Source organism: Trichodesmium erythraeum IMS101 (genome assembly GCF_000014265.1).
GTDB classification, from domain to species: Bacteria; Cyanobacteriota; Cyanobacteriia; order Cyanobacteriales; family Microcoleaceae; genus Trichodesmium; species Trichodesmium erythraeum.
Window position 1 is genome coordinate 3,722,469 of sequence record NC_008312.1, and the last position, 17,767, is coordinate 3,740,235.

Consider the following 17,767-nt stretch of genomic DNA (forward strand, 5'->3'; position numbering starts at 1 on the left):
TTTATCTCTAAAATCGAAAAATGCGAAAAAAGTTGTTTAATAAACAAGTCTTTAAAATTATCCCTCGTAATTTTTCCAACTAATGCTAAATCCCATAGTTAAAATTTATATTTCTGAGAATAAAATATCTTTTCACAACCGATTCTTAGTTTTTCCAGTTTGAAATATTTTTGTGTAGAGTCTTGGAAGTATTCTGGATTATTTTGCAAATCTTCAATCCCTTCTTTAGATTTTTTTTCTATCAGTTTTAAACAAACATTTTGTAATACCTTGACAATGTCATACCCGAGATTTTTATCTGCTAAATAATCTATAAATTTATTTTCAATTAAGTTTCTAAAAAGTCAAAAAAACCTGATTATCTGTTTCTACTATCTCTAAAAAATTATCCGGCAAACAAGAAGAGATTTTACATAACAGAGTCTTCGTTAAGCTGCCATTATTTTCAAGTATTGGCAATGCTTTCCACAGGTATAAAAGTTTTAAATTTTTACTATCTGGAATTGATGAATTTTCGCCAAACGTATCCAGAAAACTTTGCGCTTTTTCTTCCATTCGAGGAACTTACTTGCCCAAAATTTTAATTTTTTCTTGTGACTCTGCTGGGCAATTAAAAATAAAATCTATTGATGAATTATTTAACTTCAACCAACTATCTACTTCCTGGAATTTCCAAACTAAATTATCAGAGTTATCCTGAGTAGTCTTATCAAGATACTCACATAAGTAATTAACTTTTCATATTTATCTTTGGTCGGAGCAATTAAATCTTTGACATATTCCTGGTCTAGATTTTCTTCTTTCTCAAACTCCTCTTGACTAAAATCTCACAACACTATATTATCAGGAAAAAAATATTTTGAAAAATTATCTGCCTTAAGTATTATTTGTGCCCACTTGCAATATTCAGGGTCAACCGAACCTATAGCTAAAGATATTTTGCTGCCCAGATGAGTAGACAGGAAAAGCAAAGGAATATCTAGAAGTAATAATGATGATACTATCTTTGGTTGACTAGTTGGTTGACTAGTAAGTAATAATTTTTTACTATTCAAAAGTACATTTAGTCTTTGAAGCAAAATATTTTGCTCAGATTTTTTAAGTTTTTTTCATACCTTTTCTATTAATACAGCGCTTTTCAAATTTATCAACTACATCACCATAACCAAAACTTTGTAGGGAGGTTCCATGGAAGGTTCCTATTTGCAACGTCTCTGCTGTGGTCTAGGGTGATGAAAACTGCTGTAATTATTCTTGGAGGCTAATTTTTTATTCTAACTGATGGCTGATAGCTGACAGCTGAATGCTTACAGTCACTATACCTATTTCCTTCCACCAAAGTATAAGTATTCACCCAGATATGATATCAGTTGAGAGCATCAATAAATTTAAACTTGACATCAGACTATCATAGATTTCAATGTAATACGTTGTAGTATTATATGGTAGCAAAAAAAAATCGACCCGCTAAAGCGGGACAATAAAGGAAAAAGAAAAACAGGGCAAAGGGCAAAAGGGGAAAAGAGAAAAGGGTTAGAGAGTTCTCCCGCCATCGCAGACAAGACGAAAACCAGTAATGTAGTTGTGGACGTCGCGCCTAATAAAGTAGTAGCGAACCGCAGAACGGCAAATATAAGGATAGCTGATCCAAGAACCGCCCCGCAGCGGTGATAGACTTTTATTTCCATTTAGCCAAACACTGCCATCTGTAGGCGCACCATCATAGTTATCATGCCATTCATCAGCACACCATTCCCAGACATTCCCGTGCATATCGTACAAGCCAAAACTATTGGGTGGAAAATTTCCCACATCTGTTGTTTCTTTTCTATATTTTCCTTTTGGCCCATTACCGTAAGTGTACCTGCCATCATAGTTGACTAACTCAGACGTTATGGTTTCTCCAAAATAAAATGGTGTTGTTGTTCCTCCACGACAGGCATATTCCCATTCTGCTTCGCTCGGCAGTCTATAGTCTCTTCCCGTTTTCTTAGAGAGCTTTTGACAGAACTCTGTAGCGTCATTCCAACTTACCCTTTCTACAGGGCGATTTTTTCCTTCAAAACGAGAAGGGTTGTTTCCCATAACTGCTTGCCATTGTGCTTGAGTGACTGGATACTTGCCCATGAAAAATTCTGGCACATTTACATAATGTTGCGGACCTTCATCATCATCTCTTTCTGCTTCAGTCTCTGGAGACCCCATGAGGAATATACCTCCGGGAATTTTTACCATTTCTAGAGAAACTCCATTACCGATGTTTTCTGTCATTACTTCTGCTTTACCTTCACTGCGACTTATTATGTTTCCTCTACTGTTAACTCTCACAGTGGTAAACGTCTGAATGGGAATTTTTGGTCGTGGTGGAGGAGTTTGTTTTTGTCTAACTTGTTCAGTTTCCCTAGAATAATTAGCGATCGCTGTTGATAAATCATTATTCATATCAAGAAATTCTAGGGATAAATTGTTTTCCCTAGCATATTTAATAATCACTTTTTTAGCTTTTTCTACATTCTCTATCCCCGATGACTGAGCTATTTTGAGAATCTTATCAAATTGTTTGGGATAAAGAATCTTATCAGAAGAAATTTGAGCAAGACTTTGAATATTGTCCTTGATAGTTTTATATTCCTCAAGTTCTAAAGAATTATCATATAGTCTACGAGTTTTTTCTGTGGCAAAAATATTTTTACTTTCTATTGCCAGACCTCTTTGAGCTTCCGTTTTCGTATCTTTTCGCCCACTTTTTTGTGATTTTTCGTATTTTTCCTGAGCTCTATCAATAAAAATATTGTTCTTTGCCGTGGTTTTTGATAGTTCTAAAAATTCGTAAATATTTTGGTAACCTAATGTCTCTAAATACCCTTTAATTCTTTTTAATTGTGTTTCATCTAAAGTTTCTAAATTTGGTTCATCGACATCTTGATTAATTTGAATATTGTTTCTGTTGATTTCATTTCTGATAAATGATTCTGGAACAAAATTTTTATATTTTCTAACTAACCCTTGAATTTCCGATTCGTAAATAAATCCTTTACTAGAAATTAAGTCTATTTCTGTTATTAATTTTTCTTGTTCTACTTTGCCTGGAGTCTCTTGCTGGCTAGTCTTTGCCATTTCTGCTTCTTTTGCTCTTTGACCAGGGTCCCCCATAATCTTTTTAATTTCAGGAATTAGAGCTAAATATTCTCGATACTGCGCCCCTTTTCTTCCTGGTAATTTGCTTTTTGCCGACCACTCTGCACGTTTTTGTATTAGAATTTCCTCGAATTTTTCATCAGACCAAGATTCTTTTGGATCTATTCCCAAAAGTATGAAATAATTTTCCCGCTGTTTTTCTGGCATAATAGTCTCAAAACTTTACTCTGCAAATATTCGACTAAATATGATTTTAACCTTATTTTGATTTTTCCTAAAGTCCGGTTAAATTAAAAGTATTTAATTCTTAATGCTATGTTATAATTTTAAGGCTTACGGGAAAAAAATTAATCTCGTAACAAAAAGTTACACATAGTCATCCTAACAGTCCCTACTCTGCTAGAGAGTACAAAGCTCTTCTAAAAAAGGATTTGCTAAACTGAGCTGAAAGTTTTATGGGAAAAGCCTTACAGCATCTATAGTTTTCCATGGAGAGTTGAGAAAACCTGGAATTGGTTATCCTAAAAATAACAGGACTTACGCACCAAGCGCTATATGAGGTTATCCTCCACCAGGAAGAGAATTATTAGTAAAAGTTTGTGTACCAACACCCTCAGTCGTAGGAAGACTTCCGACAACTCCTGCTAAAAAATTACCAACTTTATTAAAAAAGCCCTGATTTTTCAAAGGAAACTGGAGAAACTGAACCTGTTGTTCTGTCGCCAAAACACTATAGTTTAGACAATGATTAATTCTCATATTAGGGTCGGGCGGACCTTCTCGAGAGCCAATAATATATTAATTGCTCATAGCTTTTCCTCAATTAATTGATATTTAACAACTGGCAATTTAATCACCATCACCGTTACCGCCAACCTCTCCACCATCTCCAATATCAGCAATATCACCTATATCCGCAAGTTGTTCGTACTCATATATTTCAGTATTTAAATCATCATTTTGTTTGATTCCACTCTACATATTTTCATTATTATCAACTAGGTAAGATATATTATTAAAGTCATTATTTTATCTGCTTTCATTCCAGACACCTTTATTCTCAATATTATCTAGTTTATTATCCGGTTGTGTTCGGTTTGGCGACTGAGAATTAATAGCAGGGTTTTTCAGGCAACTATTACCATTGTTAGGGATCCAAATTTGGTGATATTTATCCAAAAGCATTCCACCGTATGCTTGAACATCATATTCTTTATGAATCCTTAGATTCTATCAGAAACTCAAACCTAAATAATGCCAATTTTTATCTAGCTTTTTTCAAACGAGCTAATAAGTAAAAGTACAAATTTACAAAAAGCAAATTTAGTAGGAGGATATCAGATAGAAAGCTAATTTTAGTAAGGCAAATTTATCTGGTGCTAAAACTTATGGATGGAAAAGAAAAAATGCAAACTTTATTGATACTATAATGTATGAGGAAAAAAAATTTATTGACACTGAAACATTCATCAATAATTAACCCACAAAATAGACAATAAAAGAAAATATGATAACCCGTAAAATAATCAAAACCGACAAAGCACCAGAGCCAGTTGGCCCTTATAATCAAGCGATCGCTGCCACTGGCCAAATGCTGTTTATCTCTGGTCAAATAGCGATCGACACCAAAACTAATCAAATAGTCTATAGGGAGGATGTAAGTAAGCAAACAGAGCAAGTCATGGCCAATCTCGAAGCTATCCTTACTGAAGCCAACACTAATTGGTCAAACGTCGTCAAAACTACAGTCTACCTGAAAAACATGGACGACTTCGCTACCGTCAATAATGTTTACGCCAAATACTTCGACCCTGAGAACGCACCCGCTCGTGCTTGTGTAGAAGTAGCACGTCTACCCAAAGACGTACTTGTAGAAATTGACTGCATTGCTGTGATATAGGAATTTTAAGCTTAGGCAGGAAGGGTGAAAAAAACATCCTCCTGAGCAAAAAATCATCTCAACATCCGTATACCTTAGAAGTCGCTACTAATGAGTTTTAATTAAGATAGAAAAATTACTGATTTTCCGGAGTTTACTTTACACAACATTGATGATTTTCTGGAGCTTCAGGAGTCGATACTGATGAGTTATTATATGGTTGGGTAACTACACTTTGAAGGATAGAGTTAGCATTTACCAACAGAAAGTTTTTTTCTCAGTGATGATCCGGAGATAGTCTTATAAATAAAATGGAAAGATTGCTGATTTTCTGTGTTTTATCTACACAACATTGCTAGAAAATTACCAATTTTTCGGATTTTACCTACACAACACTGCTAATTTTCCGGATATTATCTACATAACAGTGACTAAGAATACTAAAATCTCACATAATGGTACTTAGTTATGCTCAAGGTAAAAAATCATTTTTTTTCGTGGCTATTTTTTGAGGCTGAAATCTACAGACATAATTGATATAAACTATACATAATCGAAATCTACTCAGCATCTACTAAATAACCCAACAAATATTTCATATATTCTTGACTTATGCAACTTATTTAATAGATGTCAGTAAAATTAAAGTTTTCAGCTTAATTAATCAATTAATCAAGTTAATTTATCGCTTATAAAATTTGATGTATATGTAATTTTTAGTTAGCAAACTTATCATATTTTAGTGATTCAAAAACCACCTAAAAACAAAGATAATTATTGATGAATAAATACATAATTAAACTTGAATAAATGTCTTAAGAGAGTATATAATATTTGGAAATCATGAACGATCAAAATAAAACTAAAGAGGAACTAATTCAGGAACTAGTAAAACTTCGTAAAACTGTTAGTAAATTAGAAGAAGCTAATTCAAATTCCCAGTTAATAGGACAAAAATTAAATAATGTAATTGAAGATCGCAATGCAGCACTAAAAGAATCAAACGATCAGCTTATCCAAGAAATTGTTAAACGCCAACAAGCCGTAAAAGCTTTGAGAGTAGCAAAAGAAAAGTTACTAACTGTTTTGGCAGCAGTACCAGGTACAGTATCTTGGATCAAGTCAGATTTACAGTATATAGAAGTTAATCAGCGTTTAGCTGATATGTTTGATCTACCCAAAGAAGAATTTCCGGGAAAACATATTGGTTTTTTAGAGACAAGTTCTGAGTTTAATGACTTTATCAAAGAGTTTTTTGAGAGTTCGCAGTTAGAAACAACCCGTGAAATTGGAGTAGTAGTTGATGGGAAACCTAGAAACTATTTGGTAGTTGCACAAAAGTATCATAAAAATCAAGCTGCCTTTATAGTAGGTATAGATATTACTGAAAAAAAACAAGCAGAATACAAATTAAGAAAAGCAAAAGAACAGTTAGAAACAGTTTTAGCAGCAGTACCAGGTACCGTATCTTGGATTAGTTCAGACTTACGCTATATTGAAGTTAATCAGCAGTTAGCTAATATTTTTAGTATGCCCAGAGAAGAATTTCCGGGGAAATATATTGGTTTTTTAGGGATCAGTTCTGAATTTAATGATTTTGTTGAGGGGTTTTTTGCTAGTTCTGATCTCGAAACAATAGGTGAGGTTGTATCACAAATTGATGGGGAAGATCGAAACTATTTAATTATTGCACAAAAGTACAATCAAAACAAGGCTGCTTTTGTCATAGGTATAGATATTACTGAACGCAAACAAGCAGAAAAAAATCTGTTAGTTAGTAAAGAAAAACTAGAAACAGTATTAGAAGCTGTTCCAGGAATGGTTTCATGGATTAATTCAGATTTAACCTATATTGAAGTCAATCAAAAATTAGCTGATACATTTAACCTAGCACCAGACGAATTTGTTGGCAAAAATATTGCTTTTATAAACAAAAATTATAAATTTAATTCTTTAATTCAAGATTTTTTTGCTAGTCCTGAGCAGGAAATAACTGCTGAGATTACTTCAGAATACAATAATATATCCCAAAATTATTTAATAGTTGCTCGCAAATATAATCATAATCAAGCAGCATTTGTAGTTGGAATTAATATTACCGAACACAGACAAGTAGAGTTAGAGCTTGGGGTAGCTCAAGAACAGTTCAAAACTATTTTAGAAGCAGTGCCAGGAATCGTATCTTGGATCAGCTCAGATTTACGGTACTTAGGAGTTAATAAACACTTAGCAAAAACTTACAATTTACCCCAAGAGGCTTTTGTTGGTCAAAATATTGGCTTTCTCAAATCTAGTGAAAAATTTAGTACATTTATGCAGCAATTCTTTGCTAGTTCAGCTCAGGATGCCTATGAAGAAATATCTGCTTGGGTTAATGGTACTCTCCGAAGTTATTTAATTGTCTGCCACAAATATGCTCAAGGGGCAGCTGCTTTTGCTGTAGGCATTGATATTAGTGACCGCAAGCATGCAGAGGTAGCACTACAAGAAGCTGAAGAAAAATATCGTACTATCTTTGAAAATGCCATTGAAGGAATTTTCCAAGCATCTCCAGAAGGTCACTTGATCAGTGCTAACCCGGCATTAGCTCGAATTTATGGTTATGGTTCTCCTGAAGAAGTGATTGCTGATCTGGTTTGTTTGCCACATCAACTTTACAGTCATTATAAATACCAGGAGCAATTTATCCAAAAATTAAAGGAGCATGGTCGCTTAGTTAATTATGAATCACAAATTTATCGTCCAGATGGCAGTTTAATTTGGATTTCCGAAAATACTAAAGCTGTATACGATCAAGATGGCAAATTAATTCGTTATGACGGAACTGTCGAGGATATTACAGAACGAAAACAAGCACAAGAAGCTCTACAAATAGCTAATCAGCAGTTAGAAGCCAAGGTTGAGGAACGCACTCAAGCTTTAGTGGAATCAAATCGTTTGCTAATGATAGAAATTTCAGATCGTCGTCGTGCTGAGATTGCCTTAAGAGAATCTGAAGCAGAATTACGGGTGTTATTTGAGGCCATGACTGATATAGTTACTGTCTTTGATTCCCAAGGTAGATATGTCAAAATTTTCTCTACTAATTCTAAGGTATTATATACTCCTACCAATGAATTGATTGGCAAAAGTGTTGATGAGGTTTTGCCCCCTCAGCAAGCTAGCTTATTTATGATTAATATTCAACGGGTGCTGAATACCCAGGAAACTGTGAATGTAGAATATAGTCTATTTCTATCTGATCATCAACAGGATAATGATATACATAGTCTATCATGCGAAATGTCTAATTACCAATCTTACCAATCCCATCCCGATCATTATTCTTCTATTTCTCAACCTAATAAAGCTTGGTTTACTGCTAACGTTTCACCATTACCAGATAACTGTGTAATTTGGGTAGCGCATAATATTACAGAACGCAAACAGGTGCTAGATGCTTTGCGAACAGCAGAGGAAAAATACCGCACCATCTTTGAAAATGCCGCAGAAGGAATATTTCAAACTACTGTTGATGGACGCTTTATTAGTGCAAATCCAGCTTTAGTTAAAATGTGTGGGTTTTCATCAGAAACAGAGTTAAAAGAGAGGGTAACTGATATTGCTAAACAACTATATGTTGACTTAAAGCGTCGCTCTGAGTTTGTTGCTCAAGTTGAAAAATATGGCTCTATATCAAATTTTGAATCAAAGATTTATCGTTGCGATCATAGTGTGATGTGGATTTCTGAAAATGTTCGTGTAGTTCGTAATTCTGAGGGAGAAGTACTTTATTATGAAGGTACTGTTCAAGATATCACAAAACGTAAATATATAGAAACTGAACTGCGCTTAGAACAACAAAAATCTGACAGTTTATTATTGAATATTTTGCCTGCTCAGATAGCTGGAAAATTAAAACAAAATCAACGTGCGATTGCAAAACGGTTTCAAAATGTGACTATTTTGTTTGCTGATATTGTGGATTTTACTAGCTTTTCGGCTCGGATATCTCCCACTGAACTAGTGCATAGGCTGAATCAAGTTTTCTCAGAGTTTGATAAATTAACTGAACAACACAATTTGGAAAAAATTAAAACAATTGGAGACTCTTATATGGTGGCTAGTGGTTTACCCAAAGCCAAAGAAGATCATGCCGAGGCGATCGCTAAAATGGCAATAGATATGCAAAAGGTAATTAAGAAATTTTTAAATGATCGCGGAGAACCTTTTCAAATTCGCATTGGTATTAACACCGGGCCTGTAGTAGCAGGAGTAATTGGTATTAAAAAGTTTGTTTATGACTTGTGGGGTGATACAGTAAATGTAGCATCTCGGATGGAATCAAGTGGAACACCTGGTAAAATTCAAGTTACCGAAGCTACTTATCAACTTTTACAAGATAAGTTTTCATTAGAGTCACGAGGGTATATTCCGGTTAAAGGTAGAGGAGAAATGATGACTTATTGGCTTATAGATCAGGGATAATTCTAATTACAGGAAAAAAATTTCCAACCCTTATTATACTTATCCCACACTTTACTGATCCACTACCTAAAAGTTTTTATAAGGTTAAACACTAATTATTAACCCACATTCTGGACTTCAAGCATACTACCAGTATACTATTAAGGAAGAAGGAGGATTAGAGCTTCTATTATTTCTAATAACTATCAATACTTTTTGTAATATTTTTTTTCACTAACAAACCTCATGGTTATTATCAGGTCAAGCTTTCAATGGCATTTCTTATATGCTACATTTTGACGTGCGGAATGTAAATTATAGGAATTGGCTTACAATATTTTTAGTTTTTTGATATAATTTATAATTTAAGCAGAACTTACGTATTGCTTCTATATGTGGTATGTTTTTGATAGTTGTTTCCGATATTTATACTAAAATTAGTGTCTTTGGGTAAGCTCTGTTAGAGTTATAATTGTCAAAAGTTTTCTTTTCTTAAGGCTAGGAATTAATAAACTAACAAAACTAAATGATTACAGGTGAACTAAAATCAAAAGTAGATAAGTTATGGTCGACGTTCTGGAGCAATGGTATTAGTAACCCATTGTCAGTTATTGAACAAATATCTTACCTATTATTTATTAAACAACTTGATCAGCAGGAAGCAGTTAAGGAGAAAAAAGCGCGACGGCTAAAAAAGGTAAAAGAAAAACTAATATTTTCAGAAGCATCACAAAGCTGTCGATGGTCTCACTTCAAGGAATTAGCAACAGATAAGATGTTTGAGGCTGTAAGGGATGAGGCTTTTCCTTTTATCAAAACTTTGGGGGGAACTTTAGAAAATAATGCCTACTCTCGACACATGAAGGATGCTGTATTTATGATAGGCAGCCCGGCATTATTGGCAAATGTGGTGCAACAAATAGATAGTTTACCCCTCGATGACCGAGATACTAAGGGGGACCTCTATGAATATATGCTTTCTAAGCTGAATACTGCGGGGCAAAATGGACAGTTTAGGACACCGCGCCACATTATTAAGATGATAGTGGACTTGATGACACCCCAACCTAATGATGTCGTTTGTGACCCTGCTTTTGGTACGGCTGGGTTTTTGGTCGCCGTAGCAGAACATTTACAACAACTCAAGGATGAGAATGGTTCCTTAGTTTTGAATGCACCAGGAAACAAAGAGCATTTTTATCAGCATATGTTTCACGGTTTTGACTTTGATGCCACAATGTTGCGTATTGGTAGTATGAATTTAATGCAGCATGGTATTGAAAATGCTCAAATTGAAGCGAGGGATGCTTTATCGGAAGACCACGCGGGGGTTGAGGAAATGTTTACTTTGGTTTTGGCTAACCCACCGTTTAAGGGGTCGATACAAAAGTCAAGTATTGCTAAAGATTTAACTAAAATTGTTAATACTACTAAAACAGAGTTGTTATTTTTGGCTTTATTTTTAAGGTTATTAAAAACGGGGGGTCGGGCGGCGGTTATTGTGCCTGATGGGGTTTTATTTGGTTCTTCTAAAGCCCATAAAGATGTTCGTAAGATGTTAGTTGAAGAGCATAAGTTAGATGGAGTTATTTCTATGCCATCGGGGGTTTTTAAACCTTATGCGGGGGTATCAACAGCGATTTTAATGTTTACAAAAACGGGGGCGGGTGGTACTGATTTTGTTTGGTTTTGTGATATGCAGGCGGATGGTTTTTCGTTGGATGATAAACGGCAACCTGTAGAAGAAAATGACATTTCTAATATTACTAAAAGTTGGCAAAAACGGAATCCTAAAAAAGATAAGGACCGGAATAGTAAGACGTTTTTTATACCGAAGGATGAGATAAAAGATAATGGTTATGATCTTTCTATTAATAGATATAAAGAGGTGGCATACGAGGAGATAGAATATGAGCATCCTTTAGTAATTTTAGGTAAGTTACGAGAATTAGAGGATGAAATTAATCAAGATTTGGATGAGTTGGGGCAGTTATTAAATGGAGATTAATCTGCAAAAGGAGGAGTTTAGTTATGCTTATATTTGAGGGGTTGCTACTGTGGCGGGTTGTGTTTTTCAAGGAACTACTCCCCCTTTAGATGGGTTGGGAATTGATTTAATTTTAACTTGATTAAAATCACGACTACCAGAAAATTTTCCGATTCTTTATGTGCTGGTAAAATGTAATTCTAGGGGGGTTATTAATGATGATATTGTCCCCTTTCCTTTGTCTGTGAAAAACTATAATGATTTGAGGGTAATTAATCGTTATCCGCGGATAATTTTTATTGTTGTGGTTGTGCCGGAAAAGGTGGAGGAATGGCTACTAAAATCTGAATCATCTCTTTGTTTTCTAGGTTGTGGTTATTGGTTATCTTTGGCGGGTGCTGATGTGACGAAAAATCAGGATAATATTACTGTTTCAATTCGGAGAAAAAATATGTTTAATCCTCAAGTTTTAGAGGGAATTATGGAGAAGGTTTGGCAAGGGGATATGTTATGAATTTTATTGTTAAAGATATTAATTTATTTAATAATATTCAGCGGGAAGTTGTGGCTAATTATTTGGAATAAGGAGGTTGGAAGCAGCAAAGACTGATTGAAAATGAGGGGATAATTTGGGGTAAGAATGGGGTAGATTTTTCTAATATGACTTTGGTTTTACTATTGAATCAAGAGGTTGCAGATTTTCTTTTAAGTATTAATTTATTGGTGGAAAATTTGGCTAATTTTGAGGGGATAACTGAGTTGGAAATTTTGCTAAAGTTAATGACTAATTTGCCTAATGTGGAGATACAGGGGTTAATTGTGGGGATAAGGTCACCAGAAGGTGATATACTTAGTGGAGATGTTGATTTTATGGGGGTGGTTATGAATAAGTTGGAGAGGATAAAAATGGTATTATTTGATAGGGATTATGTTGTGGGAATTAGGGCTGATCAGGAGCGTTTGCCTGTGTTATTTGGGGGGGATTTGGTGAAGGGACATAATGGTTTTGTTTTGAAAAATGTTTGTAATTTTGAGGTGGATAAGTAGGATGGGGAAGGAGTTAGGAATTGAGTTTTTTTTTGTTGAGTTGAAGGGATTAATTGGATGAAATGGCAGCGTGTTTTTGTTGAAGATGTAGCTAAAATTGTAACTAAGGGAACTACTCCTACTTCTATAGGTTTTAGCTTTTCTAAAGAAGGTATCCCTTTTCTACGAGTCAATAATATCCAAGATGGTAAAATCAATCTTGGTGATGTTTTATTTATTGACTCAAAAACGGATCAAGCTCTTGCGCGTTCTCGAATTTTAAAAAAAGATGTAATAATTTCAATTGCTGGTACAATTGGAAAAACCGCAGTTATTCCTACTAATGCTCCAGCAATGAACTGCAACCAGGCACTTGCAATAATAAGGCTTCACAATAATGTAGACCCCTACTATTTTAACCATTGGCTGAATACAGGAGATGCGTTTCGACAAATTACAGGTTCAAAAGTGACAGCAACTATTTCTAACCTAAGTCTTGGTTGTATCAAAAAGCTCAAAATCCCCCTCCCCCCAATAGAAGAACAGCGCCGAATAGCTGCAATACTCGACCAAGCTGATGCTATCAGACGAAAGAGACAACAAGCGATCGCTCTAACAGATGAATTATTGCGTTCTACATTCCTGGAGATGTTCGGCGACCCTGTTATTAATCCGAAGGGGTGGGAGGTAAAAAAATTAGAGGAAGTTGCATTAAAACGCAAGGGGGCTATAAAATGCGGACCTTTTGGTAGCCAACTACTTATAAGCGAGTTTGTCAAAGATGGTATTCCAGTATACGGAATAGACAATGTTCAAAAAAATGAGTTTGTTTGGGCCAAACCCAAGTATATTACTACTGAAAAGTACGAGCAATTAAAAAGCTTTTCTATCCAGGATGAGGACGTTCTGATTTCAAGAACTGGAACAGTTGGAAGAACTTGTGTCGCACCACCTGATATCCCTAGAAGTATCCTTGGACCTAACTTGCTGAAAGTTTCCTTAAATACTAACAAAATGCTTCCTAAATATTTGTCCTATGCTTTAAATCACTCTAATCCCCTGATTGAAGAGATAAAAAGAATGTCACCAGGTGCTACAGTTGCAGTTTTTAACACAACAAACCTTAAAGCTTTGAGGTTAACAATTCCCCATATAAACCTGCAATCCCAGTTTGTCAACTTTACTGAAAATGTTGAATTGACAAAGCAAAAAGAGTCTAACTACCTCACAGAATCCAACAACCTATTTAACTCCCTGTTACAACGCGCATTCAAAGGCCAACTATAATAAAAGGAAAAAACCCATGACCTCAAACTTTGACTTTCTCAAACCCCACTACCCCAAACTACACCAAACCGCCACCCAGGCAGAAACATTAATCAACAACGCCCCCCGGGCCAGTTGCTTCTACACCCGCTACACCTTAGAACAAGCGGTTATCTGGCTCTACGAAAATAATCCTTACCTAGAGCTCCCCAAGACCTACAACTTAGGGGCATTAATTCACGAGCAAACCTTTAAAGACAACCTCCAAAACAACCTTTTCCCCAAACTCCGCATCATTCACAAAATAGGCAACGCAGCAGCCCACGACCCCAAACCCATCACCTCCAAAGATGCTCGTTACCTCATCCAAGAACTCTATCACTTCCTCTACTGGCTCACCCGCTACTACAGCCCCGACGGCAAAAACCTCCCTAACCTCAAATTCAACCCCGACCTCATTCCCACAAGCACAACTAAGTCAGACCTCACCCTCGATAAACTCCAACAACTCGAAACCCAACTTTCTACCGCCCAAGAAATGCAACGCATCGCCGAACAAAAAGAAAAACAAACCACCGCAGAACTAGAAACAGCAAAAGCCGAACTCGCCCAACTCAAACAACAAAACCAGACCAAAAGCGATCGCCACGACTACAACGAAGCCGATACCCGCACCTACTTACTTGATATTTTACTCAAAGAAGCTGGTTGGCCGATACATCTGCCAGAGTCTACAGAATACCAAGTCACAGGAATGCCTAACGAAACAGGAAAAGGTAAAATTGACTATGTATTTTGGGGAGATGACGGCAACCCTTTAGCAATAGTAGAAGCAAAACGCACTCGCAAGAGTCCCCAAACAGGACAACATCAAGCCAAACTATACGCCGACTGTCTGCAAGCAGAATTTAACCACCGCCCCGTCATTTTCTACAGCAACGGTTATGAGCATTGGATATGGGATGATTTTAACTATCCACCCCGCCCCATTCAAGGCTTTCTCAAAAAAGACGAACTAGAGCGTTTAATATTCCGCCGGAGTCATCGTCAACCCCTCCATACCCTGGATGTCAACCCCGACATCGCCGGACGTTGTTATCAAAAAGAAGCTATCTGTTGCATCAAAGAAATATTTGACAACAAACAGCGTAAAGCATTATTAGTCATGGCAACAGGAACAGGTAAAACTCGGACAGCCGTCAGTATTGTAGAATTATTGGAACGAGCCAACTGGGTGAAACGAGTCTTATTTTTAGCGGACCGCAACGTCCTCTTAACTCAAGCCCAAGGTGTCTTTAACAGTAACCTTAACAGTATTACCACTGCAAACCTAACCGAAAAAAAACAAGACGCAGAAAACGCCACCATTGTCTTTTCCACCTACCCCACCATCAGCAACCGCATCAACGCAACTGATGGAGATAAACGCTTATTCAGTCCTGGATATTTTGATTTAGTTATAGTAGATGAAGCACACCGTTCCATCTATCGCAAATATCGGCAAATATTTCAATATTTCGATGCTCTACTTTTAGGTTTAACAGCTACACCCCGCAATGAAGTAGACCGGGACACTTACAGTATTTTTGACTTAGAGCCTGGGGTTCCCACCTTTGCTTATGAATTAGACAGCGCCATCAAAGACGGTTATCTCGTTCCTCCCAGTGGTGTCGAAGTTCCCTTTAAGTTTATGCGGGCAGGTATTAGATATTCAGAACTGCAACCAGAGGAAAAGACAGCCTATGAGGAACGGTTTGCTGATGCAGAAACTGGGGAAGTGCCGGACAAAATTAATGCTACAGCTCTTAATACTTGGTTATTTAATATTAGTACCGTAGACCAAGCGCTACAGTTATTAATGGAGCGGGGGCTAAAAGTAGAAGGAGGCGATCGCCTCGGTAAAACCATCATTTTTGCTCGCAACCACAAACATGCTGAGTTTATTTCTGAACGGTTTAATGCTAATTATCCCCACTACAAAGGTCAGTTTGCTCAAATTATTGATAGCCAAAGTTCCTACTCTCAAAGTTTGCTGGATGACTTTTCAAATGCAGACAAACAGCCAATTATTGCGGTGTCTGTAGATATGTTAGATACAGGGGTAGACGTGCGGGAAGTAGTTAACTTAGTATTTTTCAAACCAGTCTATTCTCGGATAAAATTCAATCAAATGATTGGACGCGGTACTCGTTTATGCCCTAACTTATTTGCTCCGGGTGATGATAAAACAGAATTTTTAGTATTCGACCTGTGCAGTAACTTCAGTTATTTTGAGCAACAGATAGACGAAAAAAATGTAAAAATTCCTGACAGTCTCACAACAAAATTAGTCAAATCACGCCTTGAACTGAGTCAATTAGTACCCACTGGCGAGTTAAAAAATAACCTCTTAGATGAGTTGCATCAATATATTAACTCAATGCCCAAAGATAACTTTTTAGTGCGCCCCCATTTGCAGCAAGTAGAAGAGTTTTCCCAGAGAGAGCGATGGAATGAGTTAGGAGAAAGCGATCAAGAAATAATAGGGGAGTCATTAGCAAGTTTACCCAATGGTTTACCAAAAGAGAGCCATTTAAATAAACGGTTTGACCTAATATGTGTCAAATTACAGCTAGCATTGTTAAAACAGTCAACAGACTTTATCAGACTCCGGGATAATATTCGAGATATTTGCTCTCAACTCGCCCAAAAGTCTAACATTCCCATGATAGCAGCAAAACTACAAGTTATTGAAGAAGTACAAGCAGAGGAATGGTGGCGAGATATTACAGTAGAAATGGTTTCAATTTTACAGCAAGACTTACGAGAATTAGTAAAATTTATAGATAGCCAAGAACAAAAAATTATGTATGTAAACTTTGCCGATGAAATGGGAGAAGTGCAAAATGTCAACGTTCCCACCCAAACATCAGGGTTTAGTCCTCTCCAGTATAAGAAAAAAGTAGAGGCATATATTCGGAGTAATGAGAACAATGTTGCTGTTGCTAAATTAAAACGTAATATCCCCTTAACCGACGCTGACTTAACAGCATTAGAAGAAATGTTATTTAATAGTGAAGTTATAGAAGATAGGGAAATATTTGCCGAAGTTTACGGTCAAAATATTAGTTTAAAACTATTTATTAGAAAGTTAGTCGGATTAGATAGAAATGCAGCCAAAGAATTATTTAGTAAATATTTAAACAGCAAATTTAACACCAGTCAAATTAGATTTGTTGAGAATATTATCGACTATTTAACTCAAAATGGAGTGATGTCCCCAGAATTATTATATGAGCCACCTTTTACAGATTTACACACGGAAGGATTAGATGGTATCTTTGCAGATAAAGAGGCAGATAACATTATTGAGATATTGACAGAGATTAATGAAAGTGTTGATTATGACGTAGCTTAGAAACCATATTTTGTGAGTCTTAGGGATTAAAATAATAGGGGTAAATAAGCATCCCTATGTTTACCCCAACTAACAGCAAAACCTTTAATAAAAACTAGTTTTACAGTCGTGAAAAATCTTTTAGTTACTGTTTAGCTGATTGACTCTAATGTTTTTTTCTCTTAGAACTTTGTACTGTCCAATAACTAATCTTTTCTACTATTGAATAAGGCACAACCGCCTAAAAACAGAAAACCTCCGACAGTAATTAAATTATTTTTATGACTAATTAAGCCGATATTGTAATTACATTTTCTTGAGAAACGATAAGAACTTTGATACTCACAAATTGTAGTTTTGTAAAACCACAAAGTTCCTAGCATTGTAACTAAACCAATAGTAACGAGACCTTCTGGTATGTGAGTTACCTTAAGCCATTCTGGAATTTTGAATTTACTACTACTAGACTCAAGTTTCCTTATTGGTGTAAATTTTTTCTTACTGCCAGGTTTAGGGCCTGGGCTTTCTTCCAGTTCAGGTTTCAGTGGAGGCGGTGGTGGTGGTGGTGGTAGTGGTAGTTTTTTGCTCATACCTAAAATTCCTCTAACAACTCAGACATTTCAGACTGTGACTTATTTAAGTTATCATT

The 17,767-nt window shown here is 36.0% G+C and carries 11 protein-coding genes; 7 read left to right on the plus strand and 4 right to left on the minus strand.

Features of this window, described 5'->3' with window-relative positions; genetic code table 11:
- Window positions 1–336 precede the first annotated feature (336 nt).
- From TERY_RS11525 to TERY_RS11540, 3 genes are all read right to left on the minus strand, one after another.
- Window positions 337–555, minus strand: a complete 219-nt coding sequence (locus tag TERY_RS11525) for a hypothetical protein (protein ID WP_044136749.1) — start codon at window positions 553–555, stop codon at window positions 337–339.
- Window positions 556–1,533: 978 nt separating this feature from the next.
- On the minus strand, window positions 1,534–3,345 hold the full coding sequence (locus tag TERY_RS36790) for an SUMF1/EgtB/PvdO family nonheme iron enzyme (protein WP_011611998.1): 1,812 nt from the start codon (window positions 3,343–3,345) through the stop codon (window positions 1,534–1,536).
- Between the two features lie 354 nt (window positions 3,346–3,699).
- Entirely contained in the window at window positions 3,700–3,864 is a 165-nt protein-coding gene (locus tag TERY_RS11540; protein WP_155994400.1) for a hypothetical protein, read from the minus strand.
- A gap of 781 nt (window positions 3,865–4,645) precedes the next feature.
- On the opposite strand from TERY_RS11540, the gene TERY_RS34990 reads away from it, so the two are divergent.
- The 7 genes from TERY_RS34990 (at window position 4,646) to TERY_RS11575 (ending at window position 17,139) form a co-directional block, all read left to right on the plus strand.
- The gene (locus tag TERY_RS34990) at window positions 4,646–5,038 is read left to right on the plus strand and encodes a Rid family detoxifying hydrolase (protein ID WP_011611999.1); all 393 of its coding nucleotides are present in this window, start codon (window positions 4,646–4,648) and stop codon (window positions 5,036–5,038) included.
- Between the two features lie 822 nt (window positions 5,039–5,860).
- Window positions 5,861–9,484, plus strand: coding sequence for an adenylate/guanylate cyclase domain-containing protein (locus TERY_RS25220; protein WP_011612000.1), 3,624 nt, complete (start codon window positions 5,861–5,863; stop codon window positions 9,482–9,484).
- A gap of 505 nt (window positions 9,485–9,989) precedes the next feature.
- Window positions 9,990–11,471: an N-6 DNA methylase gene (locus TERY_RS11555; RefSeq protein WP_011612001.1), complete on the plus strand. Its 1,482-nt coding sequence runs from the start codon at window positions 9,990–9,992 to the stop codon at window positions 11,469–11,471.
- Window positions 11,472–11,631: 160 nt separating this feature from the next.
- Window positions 11,632–11,964, plus strand: coding sequence for a DUF4365 domain-containing protein (locus TERY_RS11560; protein ID WP_011612002.1), 333 nt, complete (start codon window positions 11,632–11,634; stop codon window positions 11,962–11,964).
- 146 nt (window positions 11,965–12,110) lie between these two features.
- On the plus strand, window positions 12,111–12,497 hold the full coding sequence (locus TERY_RS11565) for a hypothetical protein (RefSeq protein ID WP_011612003.1): 387 nt from the start codon (window positions 12,111–12,113) through the stop codon (window positions 12,495–12,497).
- 57 nt (window positions 12,498–12,554) lie between these two features.
- Entirely contained in the window at window positions 12,555–13,763 is a 1,209-nt protein-coding gene (locus tag TERY_RS11570) for a restriction endonuclease subunit S (RefSeq protein ID WP_011612004.1), read from the plus strand.
- A gap of 16 nt (window positions 13,764–13,779) precedes the next feature.
- On the plus strand, window positions 13,780–17,139 hold the full coding sequence (locus TERY_RS11575) for a DEAD/DEAH box helicase family protein (RefSeq protein WP_011612005.1): 3,360 nt from the start codon (window positions 13,780–13,782) through the stop codon (window positions 17,137–17,139).
- A gap of 185 nt (window positions 17,140–17,324) precedes the next feature.
- Here TERY_RS11575 and TERY_RS11580 read toward each other — a convergent pair whose 3' ends face one another.
- Window positions 17,325–17,708, minus strand: coding sequence for a hypothetical protein (locus TERY_RS11580; protein ID WP_011612006.1), 384 nt, complete (start codon window positions 17,706–17,708; stop codon window positions 17,325–17,327).
- Window positions 17,709–17,767 lie beyond the last annotated feature (59 nt).

Coding starts and splice junctions, on each gene's coding strand:
- TERY_RS25220 (WP_011612000.1), top strand. CDS start 5,861: ATGAACGATCAAAATAAAACTAAAGAGGAACTAATTCAGGAACTAGTA.
- TERY_RS11575 (WP_011612005.1), top strand. CDS start 13,780: ATGACCTCAAACTTTGACTTTCTCAAACCCCACTACCCCAAACTACAC.
- TERY_RS11555 (WP_011612001.1), top strand. CDS start 9,990: ATGATTACAGGTGAACTAAAATCAAAAGTAGATAAGTTATGGTCGACG.
- TERY_RS36790 (WP_011611998.1), bottom strand. CDS start 3,345: ATGCCAGAAAAACAGCGGGAAAATTATTTCATACTTTTGGGAATAGAT.
- TERY_RS11580 (WP_011612006.1), bottom strand. CDS start 17,708: ATGAGCAAAAAACTACCACTACCACCACCACCACCACCGCCTCCACTG.
- TERY_RS34990 (WP_011611999.1), top strand. CDS start 4,646: ATGATAACCCGTAAAATAATCAAAACCGACAAAGCACCAGAGCCAGTT.
- TERY_RS11525 (WP_044136749.1), bottom strand. CDS start 555: ATGGAAGAAAAAGCGCAAAGTTTTCTGGATACGTTTGGCGAAAATTCA.
- TERY_RS11570 (WP_011612004.1), top strand. CDS start 12,555: ATGAAATGGCAGCGTGTTTTTGTTGAAGATGTAGCTAAAATTGTAACT.
- TERY_RS11565 (WP_011612003.1), top strand. CDS start 12,111: ATGACTTTGGTTTTACTATTGAATCAAGAGGTTGCAGATTTTCTTTTA.